The organism is Bradyrhizobium iriomotense, from assembly GCF_018130765.1.
Classification (GTDB): Bacteria; Pseudomonadota; Alphaproteobacteria; order Rhizobiales; family Xanthobacteraceae; genus Bradyrhizobium; species Bradyrhizobium iriomotense_A.
Genome location: NZ_JAFCJZ010000033.1, coordinates 45,180 through 61,424, shown reverse-complemented (window position 1 = coordinate 61,424; position 16,245 = coordinate 45,180). Strand labels below are relative to the sequence as shown.

Sequence of the window (16,245 nt, the reverse complement as noted above, 5' to 3'; positions counted from 1 at the left end):
AATTTTAGCACCTTAAACATTCGGAATTCAGCTCGTCCTCTGTCGCGTTCTGTCGACGGCACGGGCGCTCGATCTCTCCCCGGCACACACCACTAGCCGTTCTCCTCAAGCGCGTAGTGCTTGAGGCGCCTTGCGTACGCGAATTTGCTGCTCGCCGTTCGGTCCATTTTTTGATGGGGCATTCCGATGGGTATAGCCTGGCGCTGGAATAAGGAAGCTCACAAGCGTTCCGCGTTCGAAGCCCTCCTCAACAAGGTCATTCGCGAAATCATTCCCGGGCGGGACAGTAGAAGGCGCCGCCGCACGGGCGGTGCCGCGAGTTCGATCGCAAAGCCGCGGCGGCAGAATTTCACGCTGGAAGCGATAGAGCCGCGTCTGCTGCTGTCGGCCGACATTTCGTACGCGACGATACCGAATCCATCGGTGCACGAGTTCACGCTGCAGGCGAGTGGCGCCAGCAGCCTCACTCTCTTCGAGGCCGGCACGTCAAATGTCGCGGGTAGCGCGACCCTGACGGACAACAACGTCACGATCGAGCGTTCCGGCGGTTCGATAGCACAGGCCGGCTTCGGGGACACGATCCACATCGACCTCGACACGTTCTCCGCCTTGAACGGATTCGTGGGCGGTGGCGGCACCCTCAACATCAATTTCACGGGGGGCGACCAGAGGCTGTTCCAGGACACCGTCAAGCTCGACGGCGCCTCGGCCGTGCTCGGCTTTGGGCTCAATCTCACGGCCGATTCCGCCATCTCGTCGAATGCGCATGCAGCTTTCGGCGGCAGCCTGACCCTCGCTTCACAGGTGACCGCAGGCAACGACCCCGTGGTCAACCAAGGCATCCTGGCCGATGCAAATTCAGGAATCACGCTGACCGGCGCCAATCTCACCGCAAGCTCTGTCGCGTTCACCGCGCATTCAGCCCTCGATGTGGACGCTGACGGCTCGGTCCAGGGCGATGCCGATGACTCCAGCTTCAGCGGCAAGATTACCGGAAAGATCGCCGATGCGATCAATGACAACCTGGGCGACAATATCCATCTCGTCTCGCTGGTCACGAGCTTCTCAAGCGCAAAGATCGACATCGGCGATTCGATATTGAGCGCAACCGCCGGCGATCTCACCCTCGCTGCGACGGTCGACGGTACTCTCAAGGCATCGTCGGTCAACAACGGCTCGTTCAAGATCACGCTCGTGGCGGGCGAGGCGGATCCGGAGGTGCTGATCCACGGGGCGTCAAGCCATGTCAGTGCCAGCGGCAAGATCGGCGCGACAGCCAAGTCGGACATTACGATCAATGCGTCCGCCGCGCCTGGCGCCGGCAGCGATGCGTCCAAGGACGCCGCCGTTGCTTTGACCGTGTTCGACAGCGGGGCCAAGCTCGGTGTTTCCGGCGGAGCCACGGTGAATGCCACCGGGGCGAGTGCTGCGACACTGCAGGCCGCGAGCAAGCTGAATGCCACGACCTTGGCCGACGGCAGCGCGGGCAGCGCCGGCGCCGCCGTCGCAGTTTCGGTGATTTTCGGCGATACAACGGCTTCGATCGACGGCGCGACCGTCGACGGCACAGGGGTGACACTGGCTGCGGGGGCCGATCGCACCATCACGACATCAGCGTCCTCCTCGATCGGCGGGTCCTCGGACGGGGGCGGCGGCAACGCGAGCCAGAAGACCCTCGGCAGCAACGGCGCGACCACCAACGAGGGCAGCATCACTTTCGCCGGTGCGGTCGCCGTGGGCGTCGACACCGGAACGGCGTCTTCGTTCATCAACGCGGGCACGATCGATGCCAGGACCGGCGCAGTCGCAGTCACAACCACGACCAGGGACGTGCAGACTGTCAGCGCCGACGCGAGCTTTACCGGTGACACGTCCGGCAATGCTCAGCAGGGCGTGGGTATCGCGGTGGCGATCGGCGTCGCCGACCGGAGCAATCTTGCCTACATCGACGGAAACACGACCATTACAGGCAGTTCGCTTGCCATCGACGTGCTGGCTCCGCAACAGAGCGTGTTCACGGTCACGTCGATCTCGGGCGTTGGCACGGCCGAGAACCTGACCGTCGACGGTTCGGTCGCGCTCAACTTCGTCTTCAATCATAACTATGCGTACCTCGCCAAGACAGCAAACGTCACGCTGTCGAGTCCGACCAACGTTACGATCGAGGCAGATTCCAACATTGCGCTCGTCACCAGGGCCACGCCCGCCGACAGCAAGGGAGATCCCGCCAAGACCGGCGTCGGAATCTCGGTCGCGCTCGGTTACGACGATGACACGACTTCTGCCTACCTCGACGATGGTGCCGTGCTGGCAGGCGCCAAGGACCTGACGCTCATCGCCACGTCGATCCACTCGATGGAAACCGACGCGATGAACGGAGCGGTGGGCAAGAGCACCTCCGTCACCCCGGTCATCGCGATATCGATCTCCGATAACGATGTGTCGGCCAAGCTCGGCACCGGAGGCGAATTGGACATCGGCGGTGCCTTCACGGCGTCCGCTACGCTGACTGACCAGGTGACGACCTCGGCCGAGGGAGACACCCAGGCAGGGACGGCGATCGGTATCTCGATCGGGCTCAGCTTCGTCAACGACCATTCACTGGCGACAACCGGGCGCGACCTCGTCACCACGGGCGGCGCGGCGGCATTCCTGTCGAATGCCATTTCGATCAGCGAGACCAGGGCCAAGGCCAGTGCCGCCGGCGGCGAGGACGAAACGAAGAACAACAGCAATGGCGGCAAGAGCATCGACCAGAAGACGACGGGTCAGAAGAATTTCGCGAACTCTGCCGCGACGAGCAAGAACAGCAATGCGAAGGGAACCGGCGCGACGGACACCAACAAGGCGTCTTCGGGCGGCGGCGACGTCACCGTCGCAGGCGCGGTTGCCCTCGATGTCCAGAATGCGACGTCGACGGCCTCGATCCCGGACAATCGCAAGATCACTGCTACCGGCCTGCTCACCGTTCATTCGGCGCTCAACTCCGACGGTCACGCGACCGCGGACGGCAAGGCAACCACGACGTCCGGGGGAACCGGCGTCGGCCTCGGCGTCGCAATTACCCTGAACAACCCGACCAACCTCGGCTATGTCGGCAACAACACCGATATTCACGCCGGCGGCCTGATCGTCGAAGCGGTGATGGACGAGCGGAAGATCGACGCCCCGGTGATCAAGCCCGACGTCGTGAACACGACCGACGATACGATCTTCGTCGGACTTGGATCGGGCCTGAAGAACGGTGACCGGGTCGAATACCTCAATTTCGCCCTCAGCGGCGATATCGGCGGACTGACCAATCTCAGCCAGGACTATTACGTGCACGTCAACGACGACGGCACGATCAGGCTCTATGACGATAAGGCGAAAGCCGAGGCGGGAGAGACCACCGGCGCGAACAAGCAGATCGACCTGACGTCGCCGGGATCAGGCGATCAGCATTTCTACAAGGTCGAGGACGTCATGGGCGTTCCGACCCCCAATCCCCTGAGTGATGTCAAGTTCACGGCCGGCGGCACCATCCGGCTGCTCAATCTCGGCGCCAACGCGCATCTGCGCACCGGCGATTCAGTGACGTACGACACCCCGCCCGGAAGCACCGCGATCGGTGGCCTTTCCAGCAACACGGTCTATTACGTCATCGACCTGACCGGCGGGCACTACCAGCTCGCGGCATCACGCAACGAGGCTTATGCCGGCAAGGCGATCGAACTGACGAGTGACGGCGACGGCACCCGGGTCGTCGACGACAGCCATTCGTCGCGCGCCGAGGCATTGTCGGCGGCCGGGTCCGGCGATATCGGGATCTCGGTATCGGTCGCGGTCAATGTCGTGAACAATGAGACCGAAGCGGTCATCGGCAAGACGCCGGCCGGGGATCATTCTGGGACGAGCACGGCGAAGGTCGCGATCACCGGCGGTCTCGATGTTGCTGTAAGAGCCGGAAGCAGCGAGGACAATCTGTCACGAGCCCTTCCGCACGGCGATACCGATGGAGAGAATGTCGGCGTTGGCGCCTCGGTCGCGGTCGACGTCCCCACCAACACGGTCAATGCGGCGATCATCAACGGCACGACATGGTCCGGCGCCGCCGGGAAATTCACGGTCTCGGCCGAAAACGTCGTGTCGACGTTCACGCACGGCGAGAACGGCGCTGCGGGTGGCGTGGGCGTCGCCGTGGGCGCCGGCATCCTGGTCGCCTCCGACACGGTGTCGGCCTATGTCGGCACGGGCGGCACCGTTTCGGCCACGGGTGATGCGTCGATCACCGCATCGAACGAGGTGGATGACAGCACCGAGACGGATGCCGAGGCGGCCGGCAAGAGTGTCGGTGTCGGTGCGTCGATCGCGATTGCCTGGCTGACCGAGAACGTCAGCGCCGAACTTGCAAGAAGCGTCACCACCACCGGCGGCGCCGCGACGGTCGCCTCGACCTCCACGGTCGTCAGCGAAACGAAGGCCCTCGCGTCGGCCAAGGGCAAAGATGACGATTCCGGATCGGGCAACAATGCCGACAAGCAGGCTGACGGCCAGGTCAATGGCGGCAACGCCAGCACCAACAGCAAGGGCGTGTCGTTGCCGTCGGCGGGTGGCAACGCCTCGAGCGGCAACAGCTCGGCCTCATCGCAGGGCGGTCAGAACGACAGCGGCGTGTCGGTTGCGGCATCGATTGCGGTGAACCGCATGCTGGCGGATAACACCGCCAAGGTGACAAACGGCGCGGACATCACGGCGCAAGGCGCTGTGAAGGTTTCCGCCGTGGCCCAATATGACGGCAGCGCCAAGGCGATCGGCACCGGTGTCAAGTTGGACGGCGACGATCACATTGCGGCCGGTGTCAGCGTCAACTGGCTCGGAGCGACCAACAAGGCGCTCGTCGGCGGAGGCTCCGTCATCATTAGTCATGATGCGGTCGCAGGCATCACGCTCGAAGCGATCACGCCGAGCGGCGAGACCAACGACTTTGTCGCGTGGGGTGCGGCGGCCGCGGGCGGCAAGGGCGGCATGAGCATTGCCGGCTCGGTGGCAATCAACATCGTCGATCATTTCGACACCGAAGCGTCGACGGCGAGCACCTCGCACCTCGAGTCCGACGGCGGTATCGCGGTCAATGGAACTGCCGTGCTCGGGCCACAAACGCTCGCGGCTGCGGGCGCGTTCTCCAAGGATAAAGGTGCGTTCGGTGCCGCGATCAATGTGACGCTGCTGCATGCCACGGTGACGGCAGCAATCGGTGGCGACGCCGACGCCGCCGGCGCCATTTCGGTGAAGGCCGAGAGTCACATGGTGCCGACCGAAATCGACCTGCCATTGCTCAAGCCGAAGCTGACTTCGGTGGCGGTCGCGGGTTCTGCCAGCCAATCTGATTTGGCCATTGCCGGCTCATTCATCATCAACGATCTGCACGTCGACGTGGACGCGCATATCGGCGCCTCCAGCCAGATCAATCAGGGCGGCCTCTACACGGTCGGTAGCGGCCAGACCGTGAGTGTGGAAGCCACCAACGAGACAAAGGTCGTCAGCGTCGCGGGTGCACTTGGGCTATCGCTCGACTCGAGCGGGTTCGGCGTAGGACTGGATGTCGAGATATTGCACAAGACGACGAAGGCCTATATCGGCTCGTCGGCGCATGTCGGCAACAATGGCGGCGGAGCGGTCACTGTCACGGCGACATCGCCCGAGACGATGCTGTCGGTTGCCGGCACGATCGGCGGCGGGTTTGGAGGAACTGGAGCGGCGGCATCGGTTGGCATCGCCGACATTCACCCAGAGACAGACGCCTATATCGACGATTCTGCGCAGGTGCGTTCGGGGGGCGCCATCTCGGTGACTGCGACCGACACCTTCATCACGACGATGGTCGCGGGCGCGATTGGAGTCGGAGATACCGCGGGAATCGGTCTGGCGAATACCACGCTGGTTCACAATGCAACCGTGCAGGCCTATGTCGGCGCCAACGCCACGCTGCGCGCCGGCGGCAATATCGAAGTCATCGCCAAGGAAAGCGAAGACATCATCTCGATCGCGGCCGGCTTTGGCGGCGGCGGGGATGTCGGGGTCGCCGGCTCGGCGGCGATCAACGTCCTGACGGAACACACCACGGCATCGATCGGGCACGGCACCTCCGTCACGATCGTGGGTGTGCACGACCTCACCGTGAAGGCGACCGACGACACGGGCGTTACCACGGTGGCAGGCTCGATCGCGGCGAGCGGCACGGCGGGCGTGGGCGTCGGCGTCGGTGTCGGCGTGTTTAAGAAATTCACGACTGCCTTCATCGACTCGAACGTGACGGCGACCGTCGGCGGCAACATTCTGGTTACCGCCGCGTCGACCGAGACGCTGATTTCGGTGTCTGCAGGTATCGCCGTCGGCGGTACGGTCGGTGTGGGTGCGAATGCCGACGTGAATGTGTTCGAATTGCATACGAGGGCGTTCATTGGCGACGATCCCACCGACGGCACGCTGAGCTTCGGTCCGGGCAATGTGCATGCCACCGGCACGGTCGCCGTTTCGGCGGACGACCAGACCGACATCAACGAGATAACTGCCGTTGTTGCGGCCGGAACCGTCGGCATCGGGGCAGCCGCCGGCGTGAACGTCATGACCAAGGACACCGAAGCGTTCATCGGCTCCGGGGCCGTCGTGACGGGCGATGGACAGGGCCTGGGCGCTGACGTCAATACCGGCGCGATCGGGATCACGCTGACGCCGGTCAATGCCGGCGACAAGTTCTCGCCGAATAGTCCAAATGGGCAGGGGATCGAGACCAGCAACAGCAGCACCAGCTCGAACGCCGAGTCCGACGATCCCGTGGCGCGCAGCAACCTGCGCTCGGGTGGCCATGTCGGCACGCCTACGGTCGACCCGATGAAGACGAGTTCGAGCGGCAGCGGCGACCAGGACGTGTCGGACGACTCGCTGGGCAACATCCGCTCGGCAGGTCCGACGGTCCAACCCGGATTCCACGGCGTCGCGGTGGCGGCCACCAATCAGGACGAGATCAGGACCTTCACGTTCAGCGTCGGTGCGGGCGAGGTCGGCGTGGCGGTGACGGCAGGCGTCGACGTCGTCAATGCGACGACCAAGGCCTATATCGGCGACCATGCCACGGTGAACGGCAGCACAGCCACCGCAGCCGGCGAACAGACGGTGCTGGTCGGCGCCGCCGACGACTTCTATCACCTGGCAATTGCGGGCTCGGCAGCCGGCGGTCTGGTCGGCGTGGCGCCGGCGGTCGGCGTCAATGTGATCGGGAACACCACCGAAGCCTATATCGGCGACCACGCGACCGTGAATGCGCTCGGCGACATCGGCGTCGCGGCAAACGCCAAAGAGAACGTCGTGATGATCGGCTTCGGCATTGCCGGAGGCTTCGTTGGCGTCGGCGGTGCGGTGGATGTCCTGAGCGTCAGCAACACCACCAAGGCGCATATCGACGACCACGCCGTCGTGTTCGCGCACGGCGACGTCCTGGTCTCTGCCGCCGACGACACTCATGTGCTTGAGCTGTCCGGCGCTCTGGCCGGCGGTGCCGTCGGCGTTGGTGGTTCGGTCGGCGTGATGCTGATCCACAAGGATACCGAGGCGTTCATCGCGGTAAATGCCCAGGTTGATGCGCTCGGAAAATCGGCCGGCCAGGGCAACATCCTGGATGGTACGATCGGTTCCGGGTTCGGCAGGACCACGGCACATGGCGTGCTGGTGCAGGCGGATTCGAGCGAGGATCTGCTCCATATCGTAGCCGCCGGCGCAGGCGGCTTCGTCGGCGTTTCGGGCGCCGTCGGCGTGACGCTGATCAGCGGCGAAACCGATGCCGCGATCCTGGACGGAGCACTGATCAACACGGCACATCAGGGGAGTGCCGGGCCCTCGCAGAGCGTCCATGTCGGTGCCGCGGACGATGTCAGCGTGAAGACATTCGTCATCGGCATCGGCGCAGGGTTCGTCGGTGTTTCCGGCGCAGTTGACGTCGGCACGGTCAACAACAATGTAAAGGCCGTGGTCGGTGCAAATGCGACCGTGAACGCGGCGGCCGACGTCGATGTATATGCACTGTCTCTCAAGGATATCGAAGGATTCGATGCCAGCGGCGCGGGCGGCTTTGTCGGCGTCGGCGGTGCGGTCAGCGTCTGGTCCATCGGCAAGCAGATCGAGAAGACCGGAAAAGACAAGGACGGCAATGCGACCAGCGACAGCGCGCTGGATGCGAAGCCGGTTTCATTCGGCACGAGTGCCGTCGATACCGGCGACGGCACGATCGACTTCGGCAAGCCGACCTTCGGCGACGGCGCCGAGGTGATCTACAATAGCGGTGGCGGCAGCGATCTCGGCTCCGTGCATGACGGGGATCACGTCTTCCTGCACCAGCTCCTCGATGGCAGCGGTCATGCCACCGGCAAGGTCGAGCTCTACAATTCGGCCTTGAATGCGCAGAACCACAACGGCACGGGCCTCATCGGCCTGTCGCAGCAAGGCAACAACAATCAATCCTTCAGCAACGTGAACGGGTCGGCGGACAGTGATGCGGCTGCCGAGGCGGAGGCCGGCAAGAACCAGGTCACCAACAGCAACGCAGGCGGCATCAATAATTTCACGTCCGACGGCAAGGCGAACAGCAATCGCGACCGGATCAGCCAGGCGATCTCCGGGCCCGGCGGGGCCACCGCCGGCATCAATGCCAAGGCTCCAACCAAGACCGGTATCACCAACACCGAAAACAACGCGCCGCCACCGGCGGCCGATCCGCTGATTCCGAACGGCACGTCGGCGATCGTGAAGGGCGGCGCTCATCTCAATGCCGGGTTGGCCATCAATGTCGGCGCGCACGAGTCCGATATCATCAAGGTCACGACCGGCCAGGCCGCGGTTGGTTTCGTGGGGGCGGGCGCCGCCGTTGCCGTGCTGTCGCTCGGCAACAACGTGACGGCTTTCGCGGACGGGACGCTGAGCGCCGGCCTTGCCAGCGACATCAATGTGAATGCGAGCCTCAACGAGAGCGTGAACCTGCTCGCGCTGGACGCGGCAGGCGGTTTTGTCGGCGTCGGCGCGGCTGTCGTGGTGATCAGCGACACGAGCCTGGTGCAGGCCAGCCTCGGCAACGTCACGCAGGCAGGCAACGTCAAGGTCGGTGCGATCAATACCCGCGATTTGACCGAGCTCACCGCTCAGGTGTCCGTGGGTGCCGTGGCCGCCGGCGTGTCCTATACCAGCCTCGACGTGACGGGCGGCGCCAGCGCGACGGTCGATGGAAGCGCGGAGATCGGCAAGGCCGGAGTCGTCAAGTCTTTGACGGTCGATGCGAGCGATACCACGACCACCGATGTGCACACCGTTGCGGTATCGGCCGGTATCGTTGCGGTAGGCGTCAATTTTGCGCGGGTCTCCGACCAGGCCGAGGCGAGTGCGGCCATCGGCGACGGCGCCACGGTCATCGTCACCGGAGACGTCATGGTCAGCGCCGAATCGGTCGACCGGGTCAATCCGCGTGTCGAGGGCGTGGAAGTCAGCGCCGGCGCGGGAGTCGGCCTGTCCTTCGTGAACGCGGACGTCGAGACCACGATCACCGCGAGCATCGGCAATGGATCGGTCACCGCCAAGAAGGTGTCCGTCACGACCTCGGAAAATCTCGGCAAGGACACCAGCTATGGGTCAAGCGCCGAGGCGCAGACCTCGGCGGGCGGAGCCCTCCTGGGTGCGGAAGGCGGTGTCGCCACCGCGATCATGTCGCCGACGATGGAAAGCAAGATCACCGGTACGGTGACCGCAACCGATGCCGTGACGATCAGCGCGACCGACAACAGCAACGCTGTCGGTTCCGCGCATGGCATCGGCCTGGGCGGCCTTGGCATCGGCGTGACGGTCGCGACGGCCGAAACGAAGAGCTCGGTCAAGGCCCACCTCGATGGCTCGGTCGTCACGGCGACAGATCTGACCATTTCCGCCACGGGGACCGAAGAGGCGAAAGCGACCGAGACCGCAGTGGTTGGCGGAATCCTGTTCGCGTTGGACATCAACAGCTCGACGGCGACGGTCACGCCGGACGTAGAGGCCTATGTCCAGTCCGGCGGCAGCATCAACACCACCGGAAAGATCGAAGTGCTGGCGACCGACCATCCCGAAGGCGACGCTCTGACCACGGGGTTCGGCCTGTCGGGTGGTGCGCAGATCGGCGAGGCCGACTCGACGACCAATATCACACCGACGGTAAAGGCCTATATCGACCCGCCGACGGTGACCGCCGGCGGCAGCATCACCGTCGTGGCGAAGGCCGAGCCGCAGCAGACCAAGACTCCACCGAACTACCAGATCATCAATACGGAGACATCGGACGACCTCGCCAATCCGCTCAATAATTCGGTCGAGGTGACCAATCACGGACTGCAGACCGGATCGACGGTCGTGCTGCCGAGCAACGCCGGGATCGACGGTCTCACCGTCAACGGCAAGGACAACAACAACAACGACATCATCATCAAGACCGTGATCAGGATCGACGATAATCACCTTGCGTTTGGCGATGTCTTCGATGGCGCAAAGGTCGATCCGACGACGGACATCATCACGCTGCCGTCGGCAGTGAATTTGAACAACGGCGACCTGATCGAATACGAACCCGCCGGAGGCGTGGTGATAGACGGCTTGACGCCGGGCCACATCTACAGCGTCTACATTCCCAATCCGCTGGACCAGGTCCACATCAAGCTGCGGGAGCCGGGTGGAAGCTATGTCCAGGAGAACTTCACGCCGCCTGCGTCCAGTCAGACGATCGACCTGACAAACCACCAGTTCTTCAACGGCGAAGCCGTCACGTATCATGCGCCGGCGGCGCATACCTTCGTCAGCGTGCAGGTGGACGTGGATCCCAATTCCGCGATCTTCAACAGCGGCAGCAAGACGTACAACAACGTCGACAACAACAACATCCAGTACGTCGACGCCAACGGCAATGCCGCCAGCTGGGGCTTCGTGTCGGGTGACACCGTCCGTTACAGCGCGACCGGCGGTTCACCGCCCACGAAGGTGATCGACGGTTTGACCGACGGTGCCGACTACAAGGTTGTGACCGTCAGCGGACCGAACAGCAGCTCGATCCAGCTCGGCGACGATTCCTCGCTCGGAATGGGAAATATCACCTTCACGAAGCACGGCACCGGCGACACGATCACGCGGACCGATGGCCATAACTGGTCGGACTTCGGCTTCAAGGATGGCCAGACGTTGGTCATCAGCGGTACCAACCTTGGCAGCAACAACCGCACCGTCCACATCAGCAGCGGCTCTGGCGGCTCGACGCTCACTCTCACGGAATCAAACACGGTTAGCAACGACACGACCGCGGCGAAGGTCGTGATCGGGCTAAATCCCGGAACAAAAGATCAGACCAACACCGATTTTGCTGGTCTCAAAGCGGTCACGCACAGCTTGGTGAAGAAGTCGGATCTGCCGATGACGGCGGACGGAAACAACGCAGACGGCAAGCAGTTCTATGTCGAGAAGCTGAACGACAACCAGTTCAGGCTGCATCTCAAGGCCGATCTGAGCGATGCGGCGCTGACCCTGTCGGCTCCCGGAGCGACCGGAAATCACACGATCGGAGCGGAAGCCGTTGACATCAAGGCGGCCGGCTCCGGTCTGCAACAGCTGCGCGTCAATCTCAAGAGTGGCCCTGCGGTGACGGTCACGCTGACCGGACCGGGGGGTACGCCGCTCAATGTCATTTCCCCGCCGACCGGAGACGGCGTCTCCTCTGCGGTAGCAACGGGCTCGGGAGGTGGCGTCCTGCTCGGTGCGAACATCACCCACGCAGTCGTCAACGACAATCCTGACGTCGAGGCATACATCACAGCTGATCTCGTCTCGGCGGGCGGTGATGTGGTCATCAAGGCCCAGTCGACCACAAATGCGACGTCGAACGCAGAAGACGAGGGCGGCGGCTTCGTCGGCCTCGGCATTCCGACCGCGGATGCCAACCAGAACGGTCCGAACCACAAGACCCTTGCCTATGTGAGCGATGGTACGCGCATCGAGGCGACCGGCGGCGTGTCAGTGCTCGCGCTGACGCAGAATAAGGCCCAGGCGGCCGCTCACGTGATCACTGGGGGATTCGTCGGCGTCGCCATTGGTCATACTCACTCCAAGATTGCGGTCGATACGCTCGCAACCATCAACAACAACGCGGCGATTCTCGCCGGCGGCAATCTGATCGTTGCGGCTGAGTTGCGGAACGATCAGAGCGCCAATACGGATGCGACCGGCGTTGGACTCGGCGGCGACGCCAATGCAAGTGCCGAAGCCACGCTGAGCGGCAATACCAACGTGGAGGTCGGCACCGCCGCCAAGCTCGAAGGCAGGATCGTGGTGCTGTCCGCCAGCGATGGCGATGCGAGAGCGACCGGGAACCAGCCTTTGATGTCAGTTGTTGCGGTCAGCGAAGGCGATGGCGGCGGCCTGGTTGCGGTCGGAACCGCGTCGTCCACGGTCGACGTCCAGATTCCGCTCAACATCAAGGTGAACGGATTTGCGACCATCACGGGATGGGAGGGCGTCGATTTCCGGACATCCTACAATGCCATCTTTACCAAGGCGCGCGCCAACTCGAGCGCGACAGGGCTCTTCGGTGGCGTCGATTCGAGCTCCAGCAACACGACCCATCTCTATTCGGACGTCAACAGCGCATCGAACGCGCTCATCACCGCGACTCCGCGCGTCGACGGCGATCCGGTGCTGCTGCCGTCCGTGCACCCGTCCACGCCGCGGCTCGCATTCGACATCGACATGACGAACCAGCCGCAGAGCGGTCCGGGCGCCATGGCCATCATCAGCGAGAACCCGGATCACGTCCGTGCACTCGGCTTCAGCCTGTCCGGCAGTCCTCATACGTCGTTCGAGGTGAAGCCGACGATCGAGTTCGATTCCAATGTCGTGATCTACTCGGGGCAGTCCCCCGTCCTGATCGTCGGAGAGAACGGAGCGATCGAGCGCCAGGTCAACGTCGACGTCGACATCGGCAGCTTCATCAACGTTCACAACATCATCAACAACGATCCAGGCGACGTCTACTTCGCGGCGGCAGAGCACATCAACGGCTCGGGCGGCACCTGGGAATTCCGCGACAACTATCACCACGTTCTGCTGATCAACAAGTCCAAGCTGGACATGAATGTGCAGGACATCAAGGTCCTGGATGTCGACCCGGCCGACAAGCCGCTGGTCGACATCTCCAACACGGGTTCGCGCGGCCTGACCTTCAAGCTCAAGCGCGACGTCAGCCCCACGCTGATCGACATCGAGAATACCAACACGGACCCGCCGAACATTACGCTCAGCGGCGTCATCGACAATCCGATCGGTACCACGCGCGTCATCAACGTCCATGGAGACATCCTGTCCAGCGCGAGCCGGGCAGACGGTGACGCGGATCCAGCTTCGCTGATCCGGACCAATATTCTCGACATCGAGGCGCGGCAGGGGAACATTGGCCAGAACCCCGGCATTGTGAACTTCGCTGATCCTGTCTCCCCGTCGCAGCATCGGGTCAACATCGATGTGGTCGACAGCGCGAATGTTCCGGCTGCGACCGACTTCGTGAGCGGAAACGTCAGTGGCGGCGATCACTCGATCGTGCTGGGGCTCAACCAGTTCTTCGATGGCGAGCTCGTGAAATATGTCGCCTCCGGCACAGCGCTCGGCGGTCTGACATCGGGCAACTATTACTACATCATCGCGGTTGATTCCCTGCGGGTCCAGCTGGCCGAGGTATCGAGCCCGACGACCGCGATCGAGATCACCCCGACTGCAACGGCGACCGACCTCCATTCTCTCACACCGGCGCAGCGCTTCACGGCCGTGGCCAAGGGCAACGGCACGACCGAAGGCTTCGCCTGGCTCGACGTTAAGGGCCGGCTGCGCGACGGAAATACCCCGTACTCGGTCGTCATCGATGCGGTGAATACCGCGGGCGACGCCAATCTGCGGATTTGGGGAAGCGTCCAGGATACGACCGTCGGCACGGTCGGCGGAGTGCACGTGATCGACCGCGAGCCGGCGAACACCAAGGATTATTTCAACAAGTTCACGCCCGACCAGGGTGGTGCGCTGCAGCAGGATGTGGGCGCATTCGGAACCGGTGGCGTGCATATCGACAGCACGTACGACATCCGGGCGCTGGATTCGACCGGCCACCTCTATCGTCCCGGCATCATCTCGGCTCACAACATCATCATCGCCCATGCCGAGCCGACTGCGACGAGCCCCAAGATCATCAACGTCAAGGCGATCACCGACATCACGGGGTCCGCGACGCCTGGTCCGAGCGACAGCTACCACGTCGACGTCCTGACGAATGGCTGGATCGATTTGGCCGAGAAGACCGGCGACCTGCGCGTTGGCCGCATCATGTCGACCGCAAACGACGTGACCCTGCATTCACCGGCCCGGATCATCGATGCGCTGAACGACGGAACCGCGGGCGAAGCCGACGTGACCGGCGTCAACATCACGTTGATCGCGGGCGACAACGGCATCACCTCGACCAGTGCCGACAAGTCGGGCTTCGGCGGCATCGGCACACCGGACAACTTCATCGAGATCAATGTCGATGCGCTCTATGGCGTCGGCTCCGCCCTCGGCGTCCTCGACGCGATCGATACGGCGGCTTCGGTCGGCAGCACGAGCGGCATCTTCATCACGGAGGTGCAGCGTGGGGCCGAGTCGCAGCACTGGATCGGTACCATCGCGAACGAGGTGGATGATCTTGAAGTCGACCTCGTCAACACCCAGGGCGACGTCTCGCTGGCGACAACCAGGGGCTCCATCGTCGATGCGCGCGCTGACGGCGTCGGTGACGACACGGCCTCCGTCATCGGCAACACGATTGATCTGTTCGCCAGGGGTGGAAATATCGGCAATACCAGCGGCGGCAACGACCTGGAGATCGATTCCCAGGCCTACGCCTATGGCACGATCGGCGCCCGCGCGACCGGCAGCATCTATTTGAGCGAAGCGCTGCCCACGACGGCATCGCCCTACGACAACAATGCCGAAGTGGTGCTGTTGCAGGCGCTCGGCATTGCCGGCGGCGATGCGGTCGGCGGCAATATTCGCTTCACCGTGCGCGAGAGTGCCGCGCAAGGCGAGGATCTGCATCTGCTGAATACGGGGGCGGTCCTGTTCCTCGAGAACGCGCCCGAGACGTTGGTCCACGGCCTGATCAACACCCCTAACGGTTCGATCTTGCTGCGCGTCGCCGACAATGTGACCACGGAGGTGAACTCCCAGATCCTGGCCAGCCAGAATATCGATATCTACGGCGACTTCCGTCGCGTGAACGAGCTCTCGAGCAATATCGCCCGGACCGACACCGTCTCGCCGGACGACACGCCGAAATTCGGTACGGTGATGCACCTGCAGGGCGTGATCGCGCATGGCGCGACTGCCAGCGGCTATCTGACCCGCATCTTCGGCAACGCCGATACGGATCAGATATTCTTCGACGAGACGTTCCTCGGCGGGCTCAGCGGAACGGGCACATCGACGATTCCGGGCGGCACCGCCCAGGTCATCCCCGATGGCGGGTTCACGACGGGCCTCGGTATCGGCAATGCCGGCTCGATGTCGAGCTACTCGGGCGGCAAGACCCGCGCGTTCGGCAGCAACACGCCGACGCAGGTGATCAATGTCACCGCCACCATGGCTTTTGCGCGCAATGCGGGCGGTGACACGATCACGGCAGCGGCGGGGACGTGGAACGGCTTCGCGATCGGCGACATCGTCACGGTTGATACCGGGCTGGCGGACGATCCCAACAACCGCAGCTTCACGGTTCTGAACGTGACGGCGACCGTTCTGACGCTCTCGGCCGTGAACTTTGTCAGGGCCGAATCCGTCTCCGCAAAGGTCAAGAACAACAAGGTGGCCCCGGCAGGCGACAGCGAGGACTTCTTCATCGTCAACCAGCTGCAGTCGATGGTCATCACCCAGGAGACGCAGACCGGCGTCGAAACGGGCGACACGCTGACGCTGGACGGCCAGTCGGCGTCCGATACCTACGTCATCAACACCACCGGTACGCACGGCGACGTCCGGAATTATGTGGTCAACGTGCTCGATACCGGTGCGGCCGCCGACGGTGTTGACAGCCTGACCGTGTATGGCCGCGACGACAACGCGGCCAATGATCCGAACGCGACCTATCGCGGAGCCGACAAGGGCTTCGACGACGTGTTCCTGCTGCGCCGGACC

At 63.5% G+C, this 16,245-nt stretch carries 1 protein-coding gene (cut by a window edge); it reads left to right on the top strand.

All coding sequences use genetic code 11. From position 1 onward, the window contains the following. Positions 1–186 precede the first annotated feature (186 nt). On the top strand, positions 187–16,245 hold the 5' portion of the coding sequence (locus tag JQ635_RS36240) for an LEPR-XLL domain-containing protein (protein WP_211414554.1). It continues 12,024 nt past the right edge of the window; only the first 16,059 of its 28,083 coding nucleotides appear in the window; its start codon is at positions 187–189; its stop codon lies beyond the right edge, outside the window.